The sequence below is a fragment of the Paenibacillus sp. JL3B1040 genome (assembly GCF_057063165.1).
Map to the genome: position 1 here is coordinate 4,170,986 of NZ_CM169317.1, position 16,605 is coordinate 4,187,590.

The following is a 16,605-nucleotide window of genomic DNA, read 5'->3' on the forward strand; positions in this document are numbered from 1 at the left end:
CATAACAAAAAACGAAGCAAAGATCAAACCGATGGAGCGTATGTTATACTAAAAGGGTAATATTTCAAATCCTTAAAAAGAGAGAGGGATAAACCATGAATGAAGGTCCGTTCGGGCAAGAGGAGCAACTCAATCAATTGATGCAGAGTCAGGTTGACTGTACGATCATTACTGTTAACGGCGTGCAGATCAGAGGTACCATTCAAGCCCACGATAAATATTCCGTTCTGATTCGCACTCAAAACGGAATGCAGAATCTGATTTATAAAAGTGCGCTATCCACAATCCGCTCCGGAAAATAAAGCGAAAAGAAGATGCTGTTATAATGGGAAAACAAGGGCTCCAAACGGAGCCCTTGTCCTTTAGATGTAGAACATATAATTTTCCTTCAAGCCATGTTCTTCATAGTTGATCAAGTTCTCCAGCGTTGTCGAGTCCAGCACTTCGGCGATGCTGTCGCGGATGCGCAGCCACAGATCGCGTTTCGCCGGATCGTCCTCTTCGGTAAAATCTACCGGAGAAATCGGCCCTTCCAACACGCGGATGATGTCTCCCGCCGTAATTTCGCTTGCATCTTTGGAAAGAATATAACCGCCGTAAGCTCCGCGCACGCTTTTCACCAGACCGGCGTTCCGCAGCGGCGCGATCAGTTGCTCCAGATAATGCTCGGACAATTGGTTTTTCTCGGCGATGCTTTTTAGGGAAGTCGGCCCTTCGCCGAATTTGGCGGCCAGCTCCATCATAATCGTCAATCCGTAACGTCCTTTTGTGGAAATCTTCAAAGAAGGCACCTCTTTCAATTTTCAAATAAACTTTATATAATTGTACATTGATCCATGAAAGACAGTCTCGGGCGATAAACCGCGTTCTTCCGCGGCAGCAGCGCCCAAATCCGGGAATTCCTCCCTATTCCTATCTTTACCCTGTGCTTATCGTAACATATCATATGTGTTTTGGAAAATAAAGCAACGATTATGGTACAATAAACGGCGAGCGAACGCCGCTCAAAGGAGTGATGATCATGGCAAAGCCCATTAGTGAAACACGCGTCGTCGTCGGCATGTCCGGCGGCGTCGATTCCTCGGTGACCGCGCTCCTGCTGAAGCAGCAGGGCTACGACGTCATCGGCATATTTATGAAAAACTGGGACGATACCGACGAATTCGGCTATTGCACGGCCGAAGCGGATGCCGAAGATGTGCGCCGCGTCTGCGAGCAAATCGATATCCCTTATTACACCGTGAACTTCGAGAAGCAATATTACGATAAAGTATTTGCCTATTTCCTCGAGGAATATAAGCGGGGCCGGACGCCGAATCCCGACGTGATGTGCAACCGGGAAATCAAGTTTGGCGAATTCCTGAACAAAGCGCTGGATCTCGGCGCGGATTACGTTGCGACCGGGCACTACGCTCGGGTGGTGGAAGAGAACGGGGCGTACAAGCTGCTGCGAGGCGTCGACAACAACAAGGATCAAACCTATTTCCTCAATGCCCTGAATCAGGAGCAATTGTCCAAAGCGATGTTCCCGATCGGCCATCTCCCGAAACCGGAGGTACGGCGGATCGCCGAAGAAGCCGGCTTATACACGGCCAAGAAGAAAGACAGCACCGGCGTCTGCTTTATCGGGGAACGCAATTTCAAGGAATTCTTAAGCAACTACCTGCCGGCCAAATCCGGCGAAATGGTCGACATCGTCACCGGCGAAGTCAAAGGCCGCCACGACGGCCTGATGTACTATACGCTGGGCCAACGGCAAGGCCTTGGCATCGGCGGCTCCGGCACCGGCGAACCGTGGTTCGTTGCCGACAAGGACCTGGAGCGCAACATTTTGTACGTCGTGCAAGGCGATAAGCACCCAAGCTTGTACTCGACGTCGCTGATCGCTTCCGGCGTCAATTGGATCGCGGGAGCCGACAAGCTGCCGGAAGGACCGTTCCACTGCACGGCAAAGTTCCGGTACCGCCAGCCCGATCAAGGCGTGACGCTGACGAAGCGGCCGGACGGCACCGTGCACGTGGCGTTCGATCAGCCGCAAAAGGCGATCACCCCGGGCCAAGCCGTCGTGTTCTACCAAGGCGAGGAATGCCTCGGCGGCGGCACGATCGAAGCCCCGGCAAAACTGCGGGCGGAGGCTGCGGCGGCGCAAGCCTAAGCAAAAATAAAGCGGGAGTTACGGCGTCATCTTGACGCGGGACTCCCGCTTTTTTGACGTTAAATAGTCGGGGCTCTTTGCGCTCCGGTTACTTGCCGTTTCGGCGCCGCAGTTCCTGATTATGCTTGATTTTCGCTTCGTTCCCCTGCTCCGTGGCATGATAAAACGTTCGGCTGGCCAGGCGCTTCGGCAAATATTCCTGCTGCACGTAATGACCGGGGTAGTCATGCGGATATTTATAGCCTTCGTGCCCGAGCTTTACCGCTCCTTTATAGTGGGTATCGCGCAGATGCAGCGGCACCTCCGCGGATTTGACCTCTTCGATGGCCGCCATGGCGTTTCCGATCGCCTCCACGACGCCGTTCGATTTCGGGCTTTCGACCGCGAACAGAATCGCCTGCACGACGTTCAGCTTCGCTTCGGGCCAACCGTTGTTGCGGTAGGCGTCCAGAGCGCTGACCGCTTGCACCATCGCCTGCGGATTCGCCAGCCCGATGTCCTCGCTGCTGGCCGCAATCAGCCGGCGGATAAAGGTCATCGGATCCATCCCGAGCTTCTCCACGGCGTACAGAAACCAAAACACTGCGGCATCGCTGGAGCCGCGAATGGACTTGTGGAACGCGGACAAGACATCATACTGCGTCGATTCGTCCGCTTTGACCAGCGGCCGCCGGATCGACTCTTCGGCCACTTCCAGCGTGAGGTGCACCGTGCCGTCCGGTTGCGGCGGTGTGGTCATTGCCGCCAGCTCCAGGGCGTTCAGCGCGCGACGAATGTCGCCGTTGGCCATCGCGGCGATGTGCAGAAGCGCTTCTTCGTCGGCCTGGAGCGGCATGAAGCCTAGCCCCTTCTCCTTATCCTCCAAGGCCCGCCGCATCGCGATCAGCGAATGCTCTTTCGTCAAAGATTCCAATTGGAATAAGGTGGAACGACTCATCAAGGCGCCGTTGACGTAATGGAACGGATTTTCCGTCGTCGCGCCGATGAAGATGATCGTGCCTTTTTCCACCGCCGGCAGCAGGGCGTCCTGTCTCGAGCTGTTGAAACGATGCACCTCGTCCAGGAACAGGATCGTTTTCGTGCCGTAGAAAGCTTTGTCGTTCTGCGCCTTCTCAATGACCTCGCGGACATCCTTCACTGAGGCGTCAACCGCGTTCAAGCGAACGAATTCCGCTTTCGTATGATTGGAAATAATGTGCGCGAGCGTCGTTTTGCCGCAGCCGGGAGGGCCATAAAGCAAGATTGAGGATACCTGGTCGGCTTCGATCGCCCGCCGCAGCAGCTTCCCCGGACCGACGATATGCTCCTGCCCGATATATTCATCCAGCGAGGTCGGCCGCATCCGGTCGGCCAGCAGCCGCCCCGCCGGGCTTTGCTCCTGATTGTAGGAAAACAAATCCACCTTCAAGTCACTTCCTTGATCGTTAGCATGATAATGGAATGATACCAAACTTATTCTAGCATACCTGCGTAAAAAACACTTATAATCGTTCTTTCGCTTTCCCCGCGGCGGGAAATGTGAGTTAATATAGATGTCGGGCCGACGAATCACGGGAAAGGGGGCTGATCGAAGTGATTTCAGTGAGTGAGGTGGCTGCCGCGTAAGCGGCGCCGCAATTAGCGGGGGGCTGGGAACAGCCTCCCTTATTTATGTTTGACGACGACTGTGTTAAGATAGATCCAGTAAAACCAGATTTTGTATTGCGTTCAAATACTAAACCGAAAGGGGGATGCGACCATGTTGACTTCTGTTGCAAATGTTATCAAGGACGGACCACGAAACAAGGAGGTACATGATCGTGAATTACAAGAATGGAAAGGATGTTCTTCCCCCTAGGTTGTTGCAGGAGCTCCAAACCTATATTCAAGGTGAGCTGCTGTACATTCCCAAACCGGAACGGTCGAGGGCGCTGTGGGGGGAATTGAGCGGTTCCCGCATCTCCATCGCCAAGCGGAACGAAGAGATTTTTCGCCTGTACCGGGCCGGGAGCTCCGTACGGGATTTGGCCGGAAGATTTCACCTATCCGATGAGAGCATCCGTAAGATATTGACCAAGATGCGCACCCTAAGACAACCCTCAGCCGTGACCGAGTAACCGGCAATGGGGGATCATCCAATGACGAATCATATACAAACCATAAGCCAAGACCGGCTGGTCTTGGCTATATTCGTATGGAATCAGGTATAATGGTATCATATCCTACTTGCAGCCTATTCCAAACCGAGGTGACTCCCTTGACGCAACAGCAACCCGAACATGTCTCTACTTCCGCGAGAGCGGTAAAAATATGCGCCTATTGCGGAAAATCGAAGCCGCTGGGCGAATTCCTGCGCCGGACCGGCAAGCGCTCCGGCAAAGGCTCGCGCCGCGGCGCCTGCCGCAGTTGCCGCGCGCAGCGCAAGCAACAGCGGGCCCAGGCCGCGTTGCCGCCGGCTGCGGCCCCCGAGCCCGTTGCCGATGCAGCGCTTGCGGCGCCAGCGGCAACGCCCGCCGCAGCGGCGCCGGGCAGCGGCGTCCGCGCTGGCGAAGCCGCGGCCGGGCCAAGCGCGCCGCCGGGCGCGGACACCGCCGCCGCCGGCACGGCCAAGGCGGCGCGCAAACGCAAGCGCAAGCGCCGCAGCAAAAAGGCCGCGGCCCAGATCGCGGCCGTCAAGGACGGCGCAAGCACCGCCAATGCGGGGCCGGCGGCTACCGCGAGCCGGCCAAGCGCCGACGCCGCGCCGGCCAAGCGGCGGATCAAACGGGCGCTGCCCGCCCCGCCGCCGAAGGTCGAGGGGCCCGATGTCCAGACCCTGCGCCCCAATCGCAACGGCATGATCCGCCTGCGCGGGCGCACCGACAAAGGCCGGCGCTGGCAGCAGGAAATCGACTTTGAACTGGCCGTCACGCTCGTGCGCGAGCATATGGCGGTCGTCGTGAACCCGTTCACCATCCGGCGTTTATTCACCAACAAAGCGTTCCGCCATTATATTTTGACGCGGGATCATTATACCTGTTTCTTCTGCGGCGAATACGGCGATACGATCGACCACCTGCTGCCCAAAGCCAAGGGCGGTCACACGACCCCGGTCAACTGCGTTTGCGCCTGCAACCTGTGCAACCAGAGCAAAGCCGATCGGTGGCTGGACGACTTTATGCAGGATGACGCGCTGTAATAGCCGTCTCGTTCATGACTTCACAATATGATCTATGCAAAATTCAAGTACAATCGGGCGTCTCTGGCGATTTTAGCGGAATGTGTATGAAATTTCATACACATTCGCGCAGCCTAAAGGCGTATGCCCTGAATCTATACGAAAAATCGAATACCCTTCAGCACCGAGGTGCTCCCGGTCCTTATTCCGTGTTTATCGGAGCGCAACCGACTCCTCTCCTGAACGAAAGGGAGAATGCCTTAAAGGGAGCCGCTTCCCTATAACCCATCCCTTATTCGCTCGGCAACCTTAATCTTCCAGGCATATCCTGGCCGCATACTCCGGCGCCCCATCACCGGAGACATAATCCGGCAGCTCCTCCCCATGCAGCAGCCACAGTTCGTGCAGCGCCCGGGTGCAGCCGACGTACAGCAGCTTGGCGTCCTTTGGCCCGTAATGCTCCCGGTCGACGTCCGTCACAATCACGGCATCGAACTCCAAGCCTTTCGACAGATACACCGGCAGTACCGATACACCGCCGGCGTATTGCGTCAGCTCCCCGTTGATCAGGTTCGCCTCCAGACCAACCTCGCTTAACGCGGCATGCAGCTCCTCCGCCTCTCGCATCGTCCGGGTCAACACCGCCGCCGTGCGGAAGGAACCGACCAACACCTTGTCCAGCGCCTTCCGAATCAGCGTCAGCCGCTGCCCGCCATCCGCTTCCAGCAGCCGTACCGGCTCCCCGCTGCGGAACACCGGAACGGCCAGCAAATCCGCGCCTACGCCCCGCTCCAAAATCTCGTTGGCGAATTGGATGATCTCCATCGTCGATCGATAGCTGCGCGTTAACGCAAAAAAAGCGGTTTCTTCCGGCCGAAACAGCTCTTTCATCTCCTCCCAATGGCGCACCCCTTTGTAGTAATGGATGCCTTGGGACAAATCTCCGAGAATCGTAAAAGAATGGCCCTTCACAAAGCGGTCCAGCACATGCACCTGAAAAGGGGTAAAGTCCTGCGCCTCGTCGATCACGACGTGGTCGAAGGTCAGATTGCCGTCGATTTCGTGGAGCAGCGTATACAGGTACAGAAGGGCGGCCAGATCCTCTTCCTTAACGGCATTTTTCTTCAGGTAAGCTAGCGTATCCTTCCAAATCCCCCGCGGGATCCGATCCGAGACATCGGCCACTCCCTCCGTTCCGCCGCCTTTCCGCATGCCGAACAGCTCGCGGTACAAGCTGAGCGGCGTCAGCTCCGGCCATTTTTTCGCATAGCTTTTTTCCCGCTGCTGGGCTTTTTTCTTCCTGTCCTTGAGCGCTGCTGCCGATGGCGCCTTCTTCAGCTCCATTTCGATCCAGCGGTGAATTCGCGCCAGCACGCGTTCCTTGCGGCGGGCCACCGGATAATGGCGATACTCCCCTTCAAACCAGCCGATGATCTCTTTGCGCGGCAGCCGCGCTCCTTCCCAGGGTTCGAAATCGTCCTCGGGCACGCAGCCGGACTCGAGATTCGCTAAGGCCGCGTCGATGATCTCCTTGAACGCCATCGATCCTTTGAAACGGCCGGGCAGTTCCGCGTCGGCCAACGCCTCTTGGTCTTTCGTACCGCCGTCAAACCAACGCGATAGCGCCTCCGAGCCATCGGACGGAACCTCGTCCAGCTCGAGCACCTTGGCCGCCCAATCGCTGAACGTACTCTGCTGGATATCCCCTACCCCGAGCTCGGGCAGCACTTCCGAAATATAGTCGATAAACATATGGTTTGGCGCAAAAATAACCAAACGCTCCGCTTTAATCTGCTCCTTATACTGATACAACAAAAAAGCCAGCCGATGCAGCGCCACGGTCGTTTTCCCGCTGCCGGCCACGCCTTGAATAATGAGCGCCGTATTTTTCGCCGCACGGATGATTTGGTCCTGCTCGGCCTGGATCGTCGAGACGATATCGCGCAGGCGGTTGTCCTTGTTCTCGCCAAGCCGATAAACGAGGAATTCATCCGATACGGCCGGACCGTCGCTGTCGCGGTTATACGTATCCACCACCCGCTCCAGAATGCCTTTGCGGATCACGCTGTTCCGCTTCAAATATACCAAGCCTTCGATCAAGCCCTCAGGCGCCACATAAGACGCGTCGTCCCCGCCGGTAAATGAATAGAACAAGCTGGCCACCGGCGCGCGCCAATCGATCACGATGGGGTCTTTGCCGTCTTGGTCGCCTACGCCGACCTTGCCGATATAAAGCGGCGTTTTTCTTCTTCCCCGCTCCTCGAAATCCAATCGCCCAAAATAGGGTTCATGGATCGACTGCTCCAACTGCTTTCGCTGGTTTTCCCGGTTCTCCTCGAGAAGTTGTTCGGTAAAGTCCTGCCCGGTGTACACCGGAATCGAACGCAGCCGCTGTAGCTGCCGGTCGATCTCATCCAAGGTGCGGTCGAGCCGCGCCTTCTCTTCTTGATAGGCACTTTGAAAATCATCCATTTCAGTTACCTCCTAAGGTTTTGTGTACTCCAAGCGTCAAAAGGATTTCCATTATACCACTACTTTGGGCCAAAAAGCGAATTTTCTCAAAATGAAAGACGCCGATCCGGGCAGCCTTTTATCCACCCGAAATCAGCGTCATCCTCGTTGTTACATCTTCTTTTAAGCTTTATCCGACGGGCGCTTCAAGCCCCGCTTCAGCTTCTCGACCGTTTGGGCGATCCGGTTCTCCCGGGTTTCCGCCCGCTTGGCGTCCAGGATCCACTCGATATACGCTTTCCGGTGAGATGGGGCCAACCCGGCAAAAAATGCGGCAGCGAGCGGCTCCTGCCCGAGCGCTGCCGTCAGCTCCGCCGGCGTTTCCGGCGGCGGAGCCGGCTGGCGCTTCGCCTTCGGCTCCCCCTTTCCGGCCGTACGGCGGGACGATCCCGGCGTAAGCTTCACCTTATCCGCCGGGCGAAAACGCATCGCGGACCAGGTCTCGTCGATCGAGATCAGCGCGATCCCGTCGTAACCCGCGGCTTTGACCGTTTCCCAGCCTTTGTCCCGGGTCAAATCGGTGCCTGCTTTGGCGCCGCCTTTCGGATAACATAACCACAGCAGCCCATCCGGCTTAACGGCGCGCAGCGCTACGGCCGCCCCTTCCTCCACGTCCCGGATCGACCGAAAAAACATCTGCACGAACTCGTAATTTCCGGCCCGTTGCTCATCCAAGGCGGCATGCTCCGCGCTTAAGCCCAACCGCTCCACATACCCCTGCGGCGCATCCAGCACGAGCACGTGCCCGCTCTCCGCAGGCAAGCGCAGCTTCTTGGCCAGTTCCGGATTCATACGCGCACGCCTCCGCGCTCCAGCAGCTCGCGCACCGCTACGCTGACCATGATCAAGCCGACCACCGGCGGCACGAACGAGTTGCTGGCCGGCGGCTGCTTGGCCTTGCGGATCTTGGCGCCGGCCGGAGCGATTTTCTCCGTGACGTCCTGGCGTGGCTTCACCGGAGGTTCGGTCGAGAAGACGACCTTGACGCCCTTCTTGATCCCGGCCTCCCGCAGCTTCGTGCGAATCACGCGGGCCATCGGATCCATATGGGTTTTCGAAATATCGGCAACCTGGAATCTGGTCGGGTCCATTTTGTTGGCGGCCCCCATGCTCGACAAGATCGGGATTCCCCGTTTCAGGCACTCTTTGATCAAATGAATCTTGTACATGATCGTATCCGAGGCGTCCAGCACGTAATCGATTTCGTACTTAAACAGTTCTTCGCAAGTCTCTTCCGTATAGAACATATTCAGTGCGATCGTTTCGCACTCCGGGTTGATCAGCTTGACCCGTTCGCACATCAGATCGGCTTTCTTCTGACCGATCGTCGTCGTCAACGCATGGATTTGCCGGTTGATGTTGGTGATATCGACGACGTCCTTGTCGATCAGGATGATCCGGCCGATTCCGGTTCTGGCCAGTCCCTCGACCGCCATCGCCCCCACGCCGCCGACGCCGAGCACGGCCACCGTGCTGTTCTTGAGAATATCCAGTCCCTCCGCCCCGATGGCGAGTTCTGTCCGCGAAAATTGATGAAGCATGGTCTAGTGTACCTCCCGATAGGTTGACGTCTTAATCGGTTATTTCTTCGCTTCCGCCAGCTTGGCGGCGAGCTTGATATGCAACTGATCCAGCTGCGCCCCGTCCACTTCGGATGGCGCGTTCATCAGCAAATCGGTCGCGCTGGCCGTTTTCGGGAAGGCGATCGTTTCGCGCAGGTTGGAACGGCCGGCCAGCAACATCACCAGGCGGTCGAAGCCGAAGGCGATCCCGCCGTGCGGCGGCGTGCCGTATTCGAACGCGTCCATCAGGTAGCCGAATTTGTCCTGGGCTTCCTCCGGCGACAAGCCGATCGCCTTGAACATTTTCTCCTGCACCTCGCGTTTGTATATCCGCATCGAACCGCCGCCGACTTCGTAGCCGTTCAGCACAAGGTCGTACGCTTGGGCAAGGATTTTGCCCGGATCGGCGTCGAACAGCGGCAGATCCTCCTCGCGCGGACGGGTGAACGGATGGTGCTCGGCGATGTAGCGTTTTTGCTCCTCGTCCCAGCCCAGCAGCGGGAAGTCGACGACCCAGGCGAATTTGTAGACGCTGTCGTCGATCAGGCCGAGATCGCGGCCGATTTTCAGGCGCAGCGCACCCAACACGTCGGCGACAACCTTCTTGTTATCGGCGGAGAACAACAGCAGGTCGCCTTCCTCGGCGCCGGTGCGTTCCTTGATCGCTTCGATTTCCTGCTCGGTGAAGAACTTCACGATCGGGCCGCGGAATTCGCCCTCCTTCACCTGGATCCAGGCGAGTCCCTTCGCGCCGTAACGGGCCGCATACGGTCCGAGATCGTCGATGTCCTTCCGGCTCCATGTGCCGCAGCCTTTGGCGTTCAGCACTTTCACTTCCCCGCCCTTCTCGATGACGGAAGCGAACACCTTGACGCCGCTTGTGGCCACGAGGTCGCTCACGTTGACGAGTTCCAAGCCAAAGCGAAGGTCCGGCTTATCCGAGCCGTACTTGTCCATCGCATCGGCATAGCTCAGGCGCTGGAACGGCGTAGGGATATCGATGCCTTTCGTTTCTTTGAACAGGCGCACCACCAGCTTCTCCATCATGTCCAGCAGCTCGTCGCGCGACAGGAACGACGTCTCGATGTCGACCTGGGTAAATTCCGGCTGACGGTCGGCACGCAGATCCTCATCGCGGAAGCAGCGGGCGATTTGATAATAACGCTCGATTCCGCTGACCATGAGCAATTGCTTATACAGCTGCGGCGATTGCGGGAGAGCGAAAAATTCGCCCGCATGCACGCGGCTCGGTACGAGATAATCGCGGGCGCCTTCCGGCGAGCTCTTGGTCAGGATCGGGGTTTCGACCTCAATGAAACCTTCTCCGTCGAGAAAATCGCGGAAGACTTTGGCGGCTTTGGAACGCAGCCACAGCGTCTGCTGCATTTCCGGACGACGCAGATCGAGGTAACGGTATTTCAAACGCAGCGATTCATCCACTTCGATACCGTCTTCAATGAAGAACGGCGGCGTTTTGGCTGCATTCAACACTTCGATTTCGGTGATGTGCACTTCAATATCCCCGGTAGGCAAATTCGGGTTGACCGTTTCGGCATCCCTTTGCACGACTTTCCCTGTGACGGCCAGCACGTACTCGCTGCGCACCCGGTCGGCGGTTTGCAGCGCTTCGCCGGAGTAAGCCGGGTTAAAGACGATCTGTACGATCCCGCTTCGGTCGCGCAGGTCGATGAACAGGACGCCCCCCAAGTCGCGGCGGGTTTGCACCCAGCCGTTTAATGTAACGGATTCTCCGATGTTCGCGGTGCTAAGCGCCCCGCATTGATGCGTTCGTTTCATCGTAACTCCCCTTTTCGCTTTTGACTATTGTTTATAGGTTAAGGTTATTTCAACTCTTGAATCAGTTCGCTTAGCTTCACCGTGCGCTGCTCGCCGCTTTCCATCGACTTCAGCGCGATTTCCCCGCGCTGCAGCTCATCGTCGCCGAGAATTGCCGTGTAGCGGGCCTGCATCCGGTCGGCGGATTTCATCTGCGCCTTCATCTTCCGGCCCAGGTAATCGCGTTCGGCGGAGAATCCCGCTTGCCGCAGCTTGAACAGCTGGCTCGTAACTTCCTTATCCGCCGCTTCGCCCAGGGCGATGAAATATACGTCCAGCGGCTTGACGGCGCCGACTTCGATCTCTTGCTTTTCCAGGATCAACGCGATCCGTTCAAGTCCCATGCCGAACCCGATGCCCGGCTGATCGGGACCGCCCACCTCGGCCACCAATCCGTTATAACGCCCGCCGCCGCCGATGGTGTCAATCGCGCCGATGCCTTGGGCTTTGTATTCAAACGCCGTATGGGTGTAATAATCCAACCCGCGGACAAGGCGAGGATTGATCTCGTAGTCGACCTCCATCGCGCTCAGCAGCTCCCGTACCTTCGCAAAATGCGCGGTGCATTCCTCATCCAGACTATCCAGGATGGACGGCGCGCCGACGAATTTGTCCTGGTCGGTCTTGCAGTCGAGGACGCGCAGCGGATTGCGTTCGATCCGGGCTTGGCAGTCCTTGCACAAGCTGTCCTTCATCGGCAGCAGGAATCCGAGCAGCTTCTCGCGGTAAGCCGCCCGGCTGGCCGGATTGCCGACCGAGTTGATCTCCACCTTTACGCCTTGCAGACCCAACTCGCGGCAGAACTGGTAACCCAGAGCCACAACTTCGGCGTCCATCGCCGGATCGGTCGCCCCGAACGCCTCTATCCCAAACTGGTGGAACTGGCGCTGGCGGCCCGCCTGCGGACGTTCATAGCGGAACATCGGCCCGATGTAATACAGCTTGCTGACATCCGGTTCGCCGTACAGCTTGTTCTCCACATAGGAGCGGACGACGCCGGCCGTCCCTTCCGGACGCAGCGTCATGCTGCGCTCCCCTTTGTCCAGGAACGTATACATTTCCTTCTCGACAATATCCGTCGTCTCCCCTACGCCGCGTTCGAACAGCGAGGTCTGCTCGAAAATCGGGGTCCGAATCTCCCGGTAGTTAAAGCGCCGGCATAAATCCCTGGCCTTCTCTTCGATAAATTGCCATTTCTCGACGGTTCCCGGCAACAAGTCCTGCGTGCCCGTCGGTTTTTGAAAAGCCATATCGTTCATCCTCCATCTCAGACTCGTAAGCCAATATAAAAAATCCCCCGTCCCTGTCTGTTCCAACAAACAGGGACGAGAGATCGGTTCGCAATCACCCGTGGTGCCACCCACATTCCGAATTCGATGTCCGTCACGCAGGTTCGCGCGTCGGCTTCCAAGCATCGCATTCGCTCTTACGCGGTTATCGCCCGCCTACGCCGCACGTCTACTATCCAAGCGAAAAGTAGCTTCAGATTTCGCCGCCGGTTCTCGGGGAAGTCTTTCGTTCAATCATCACCGGAATCCTTCCAGCCTGCTTCGCCGTCCGGGAACGGTATCGATCCGTTCGTTAGCCGCCGCCGAAGTCGGGGATTCTTCTCTGTGGATGTGGGGTTGAACTACTTTGTCCCGTCATCAAATGATTATGAGGTCAACTGTTATTTTTAGATTGTATGAAACCACCGCACTAAAGTCAAGCCCGAACCGCGAAAAATGTCCGAACAAAGAAAAAAACCTGTCACCAACGGGGTGCAGGTTCCAAAGTATTATATTAAAAAGGGGGTCATGCTGTTATTATAAACAAGCAATGTTAAGGGAACATGTATCTAATATTACAGTTATATTACAGAGAACAAAATCCGCAAACGGCTCACGGTTCGGCAATATAAGCGCCTTGCTCGCGCAATTTCCGCACGACGGTCTCGTAATCGCTGTCCTTAACCTTTGCGCTAAGCACGTATTTCCATCCCTGCGGCTCGTCGCCGGTGTCAATGAGCGATTCCGATGCCATCGGCCGGTCCCCGGCAACGGCTTCGCTGCGCTCTCCGTTCAACGCGTCGCCGGCATAACGCTCCCCCATGGCCGTAACCGGCAGCACGCTCTGCACGCCGCGTACCGTTCCGGGCAAGGGCACGATTCCCGGGTTATTCGCCCCCGATGCGCTGATCACCCCGTTATTTAAAGGCAGCAACGGAACTTGGAGCCGGTCGTCCTCTCCCCATTCATTGGATACATGCCCCGCCTCTACCTCATTGATATTGTAGGCATGCAAAGTGATACGTGCGCCTTCCACCTGATCTTCCGTATTGAAATAGGCCTGAATATGTTGGGTCATGCCGATTCCTCCTTATGATCAACATCTGCTTCCGGGTCGAGGTTGCCATTCGACGGAAGGCCTGGCCTCCCGCATCAGCGCGTCAAAGCGCTCCGGCTCGACCAAACGGGCCGACATCCGAGCTTCGCTGCGGTGCCCTGCCGTTAAGAGCGGAATGGACTGCCAGTCTCTCGATTTTGCGGATTGGTGCACGGACAAGCAACTCCTTTGATCGTCAAGCTCTTTACCACAAGGTTGTACCAAAAAAGGCCCGCTTATCCTCCAAAACCGTAAAACCTCCGTTGAAATTAGAGGAAATTGTCCCATCTTATTTTTCTTTTTCTATTTATGCCTCGCCACCGGAGCTGTCCACGATCAAGGTCACCGGGCCCCAATTGGTGAGCTCGACGTCCATTTCCGCGCCGAACACCCCGGTCTCGACCGTCAGTCCTTTGGCCCGCAGCAGCTCGTTTAATCGCTCGTACAGCGGCTCGGCCGTTTCCGGCCGGGCTGCCGCCATGAAGTTGGGGCGTTTGCCCTTGCGGCAGTCTCCGTACAAGGTAAACTGGGACACCGATAAAATCGCCCCGCCGATCGCCGTTACCGCGAGGTTCATCTTGCCCGCTTCGTCTTCGAAAATCCGCAAACCGGCGATCTTCTCCGCCAAATAGGCGGCATCCTGTTCGGTGTCCCCATGCGTCACGCCGACCAGCAGCATCAGCCCCGGGCCGATCGCCCCCACCGTAACGCCCGCCACGTTCACCCGCGCCTCCCGGCAGCGCTGCACAACCACTCTCATTCTTGCTCGAACTCCTTCCGATCCCTTTTATTGCATGATCCGGTGCACAGTGTAAACATCCTTCACCCGTTTAATTTTCTCCACAACGGACTGCAGATGGTCGGTGTTGCGAATCAGGATCGTCATATGCACCAAAGCCATTTTGTTCTTATCCGAGCGGCCCGACACGGCCGAAATGTTCGTTTTGCTCTCCGACACGGCTTGCAGCACCTCGTTAAGGAAGTTGCGGCGGTCGTGACCGGTAATTTCGATATCGACGCTGTAATTCGCTTCGATCGCTTCTTCCCATTCCACGTCGATCACGCGCGCCGCTTCTTCGCCGTCGCTCCCGCCCGGAATGTTCGGGCAATCGCTGCGGTGCACCGAGACCCCCCGGCCGCGGGTGATGTAGCCGACGATGTCGTCGCCCGGTACCGGATTGCAGCATCTGGCAAAGCGCACCAGCAAATTGTCGATGCCCTTGACAACCACACCGTTCGTCGGGCGATGCCGGCGTTCTTCCGGCGCCTTCACTTCCTTAACCTCCGAGGTCAACTCGATGTGCCCGGCGGCCTCTTCCTGCTCTTTGCGCAGTTTCTCGGTCAGCTTCGTCACGACCTGCGAGGCCGTGATGCCGCCGAACCCGATCGCCGACAGCATGTCGTCGATGTCGTTGAAGGCGTATTTCTTCGCCGCTTCCAGCAGCTTGTCGTCGCTCATCCACTGGGAGGGCTCGATCCCCGCCCGTTTCAGCTCACGTTCGATCGCTTCACGGCCTTTTTCCACGTTTTCTTCGCGTTTCTCTTTCTTGAACCATTGCTTGATTTTGCTGCGGGCATGGGAGGATTGGGCGATTTTCAGCCAATCCTGGCTGGGTCCGTACGAATGCTTGGACGTCAAAATCTCCACGATGTCCCCCGTTTTCAGCCGATGATCCAGCGGCACGATCCTTCCGTTCACTTTAGCTCCGATCGTACGGTTGCCGACCTCGGTATGGATACGGTAAGCGAAATCCAACGGGACGGAGCCCGCCGGCAGCTCGATCACTTCCCCGGACGGCGTAAATACGAATACGAGGTCCGAGAAAAAGTCCATTTTCAGCGATTCCACGAACTCCGAAGCATCCTTCGCTTCATGCTGAAGCTCAAGGATTTCGTTAAAGAACGTGATTTTATTTTCCAAACCGCCCGTTCCTGTGCCTTCCTTATACGCCCAATGCGCCGCAATCCCGTATTCGGCGGTCCGGTGCATCTCCCAGGTACGGATCTGAACCTCCGTCGGTTCCCCGTTCGGGCCCACGACTGTCGTATGCAGCGACTGATACATATTCGCCTTCGGCATGGCGATGTAATCCTTGAACCGCCCCGGCATCGGCTTCCACAACGTATGGATGATCCCCAGGGTTGCGTAACAGTCCTTAATATTGTCAACGATGATGCGAATCGCCAGCAGATCGTAAATTTCATTGAACTGCTTATTTTTCATCGTCATTTTCTTATAGACGCTATAGATATGCTTCGGCCGTCCGGACAAATCCGCATGTACGCCCATTTCCTCGAGCTTCTCGGCGATGCGGGCGATGACGTTCTTGATGTATTCCTCGCGTTCTGCCCGTTTCTTGCGCATTAAGTTGGCGATCCGGTAGTACTGCTGCGGGTTGAGGTATCGTAAGGCGATATCCTCCATTTCCCATTTGATCGCAGAAATACCTAATCTATTGGCGATTGGACAAAAAATTTCCAGCGTTTCGTAAGCGATACGGCGCTGGCTCTCCTCGGACTGATATTTAAGCGTCCGCATATTATGCAGCCGGTCCGCCAATTTAATGACGATCACCCGGATGTCCTGTGCCATCGCAATGAACATTTTGCGATAGTTTTCGTTCTGCTGCTCCTCTTTGGATCGGAACTTGATCCGCTCCAGCTTGGTTAAGCCGTCGACAAGCAAGGCGCAATCGTTGCCGAAATGCTCCTGTATCTCCTTTAAAGACACCGTCGTGTCTTCAACCACATCATGAAGCAGGGCCGCAATGACCGACAGCGCATCCATTTGCATGTTCACTACAATATCCGCCACTGCCAAAGGATGCAGAATATAAGGTTCCCCGGATTTGCGAACCTGTCCGTGATGGGCTTCGTCCGCAAACTCGTACGCTTCCCGAATCCTCTCGAGATCCGGTTCCTTTATATAGGCAGACGCCTTTTCGAGTAATTGCTCTATGCCCATTGAGATCCTGATGATTCCTTTCTATATGAAAATATACTGAAAAAACGCATACAAGAGCATAAATCGCCTCATTTTG

At 56.6% G+C, this 16,605-nt stretch carries 15 protein-coding genes; 4 read left to right on the forward strand and 11 right to left on the reverse strand.

All coding sequences use genetic code 11. From position 1 onward, the window contains the following. Positions 1-95 precede the first annotated feature (95 nt). On the forward strand, positions 96-302 hold the full coding sequence (locus ACZF99_RS18770) for an RNA chaperone Hfq (RefSeq protein WP_483606589.1): 207 nt from the start codon (positions 96-98) through the stop codon (positions 300-302). 60 nt (positions 303-362) lie between these two features. Here ACZF99_RS18770 and cymR read toward each other — a convergent pair whose 3' ends face one another. Then, a complete protein-coding gene (gene cymR / locus ACZF99_RS18775) occupies positions 363-782 on the reverse strand; it encodes a cysteine metabolism transcriptional regulator CymR (RefSeq protein WP_483606590.1) in 420 nt (139 codons plus the stop codon). Between the two features lie 239 nt (positions 783-1,021). Between cymR and mnmA the strand changes: the two genes are divergently transcribed. After that, the gene (mnmA, locus tag ACZF99_RS18780; protein WP_483606591.1) at positions 1,022-2,155 is read left to right on the forward strand and encodes a tRNA 2-thiouridine(34) synthase MnmA; all 1,134 of its coding nucleotides are present in this window, start codon (positions 1,022-1,024) and stop codon (positions 2,153-2,155) included. 88 nt (positions 2,156-2,243) lie between these two features. Here mnmA and ACZF99_RS18785 read toward each other — a convergent pair whose 3' ends face one another. Then, positions 2,244-3,557: a replication-associated recombination protein A gene (locus ACZF99_RS18785; protein ID WP_483606593.1), complete on the reverse strand. Its 1,314-nt coding sequence runs from the start codon at positions 3,555-3,557 to the stop codon at positions 2,244-2,246. Positions 3,558-3,954: 397 nt separating this feature from the next. On the opposite strand from ACZF99_RS18785, the gene ACZF99_RS18790 reads away from it, so the two are divergent. Next, positions 3,955-4,251: a CD3324 family protein gene (locus ACZF99_RS18790; protein ID WP_483606594.1), complete on the forward strand. Its 297-nt coding sequence runs from the start codon at positions 3,955-3,957 to the stop codon at positions 4,249-4,251. A gap of 140 nt (positions 4,252-4,391) precedes the next feature. After that, positions 4,392-5,312 carry an HNH endonuclease gene (locus ACZF99_RS18795; RefSeq protein ID WP_483606595.1) on the forward strand — a complete coding sequence of 307 codons (921 nt, stop codon included), beginning with the start codon at positions 4,392-4,394 and terminating at the stop codon, positions 5,310-5,312. 288 nt (positions 5,313-5,600) lie between these two features. Here the strand turns inward: ACZF99_RS18795 and ACZF99_RS18800 are convergent, their stop codons facing one another. From ACZF99_RS18800 to ACZF99_RS18840, 9 genes are all read right to left on the reverse strand, one after another. Beyond that, positions 5,601-7,763, reverse strand: a complete 2,163-nt coding sequence (locus ACZF99_RS18800; protein ID WP_483606596.1) for a HelD family protein — start codon at positions 7,761-7,763, stop codon at positions 5,601-5,603. A gap of 162 nt (positions 7,764-7,925) precedes the next feature. Next, positions 7,926-8,594, reverse strand: a complete 669-nt coding sequence (locus ACZF99_RS18805; protein WP_483606597.1) for a YdeI/OmpD-associated family protein — start codon at positions 8,592-8,594, stop codon at positions 7,926-7,928. Beyond that, entirely contained in the window at positions 8,591-9,343 is a 753-nt protein-coding gene (locus ACZF99_RS18810; protein WP_483606598.1) for a tRNA threonylcarbamoyladenosine dehydratase, read from the reverse strand. The genes ACZF99_RS18805 and ACZF99_RS18810 overlap by 4 nt, the downstream gene beginning before the upstream one ends. 39 nt (positions 9,344-9,382) lie before the next feature. Further along, positions 9,383-11,161, reverse strand: a complete 1,779-nt coding sequence (aspS, locus tag ACZF99_RS18815; RefSeq protein ID WP_483606599.1) for an aspartate--tRNA ligase — start codon at positions 11,159-11,161, stop codon at positions 9,383-9,385. A gap of 44 nt (positions 11,162-11,205) precedes the next feature. Then, on the reverse strand, positions 11,206-12,450 hold the full coding sequence (gene hisS, locus ACZF99_RS18820; RefSeq protein ID WP_483606600.1) for a histidine--tRNA ligase: 1,245 nt from the start codon (positions 12,448-12,450) through the stop codon (positions 11,206-11,208). Positions 12,451-13,081: 631 nt separating this feature from the next. Beyond that, positions 13,082-13,546, reverse strand: a complete 465-nt coding sequence (locus ACZF99_RS18825; protein ID WP_483606601.1) for a hypothetical protein — start codon at positions 13,544-13,546, stop codon at positions 13,082-13,084. A gap of 18 nt (positions 13,547-13,564) precedes the next feature. Then, entirely contained in the window at positions 13,565-13,738 is a 174-nt protein-coding gene (locus tag ACZF99_RS18830) for a hypothetical protein (protein WP_483606602.1), read from the reverse strand. A gap of 133 nt (positions 13,739-13,871) precedes the next feature. Next, positions 13,872-14,324 carry a D-aminoacyl-tRNA deacylase gene (gene dtd / locus ACZF99_RS18835; protein ID WP_483606603.1) on the reverse strand — a complete coding sequence of 151 codons (453 nt, stop codon included), beginning with the start codon at positions 14,322-14,324 and terminating at the stop codon, positions 13,872-13,874. A 27-nt stretch (positions 14,325-14,351) separates the two neighbouring features. Next, positions 14,352-16,529, reverse strand: coding sequence for a RelA/SpoT family protein (locus tag ACZF99_RS18840; protein ID WP_483606604.1), 2,178 nt, complete (start codon positions 16,527-16,529; stop codon positions 14,352-14,354). Between the last annotated feature and the right edge of the window lie 76 nt (positions 16,530-16,605).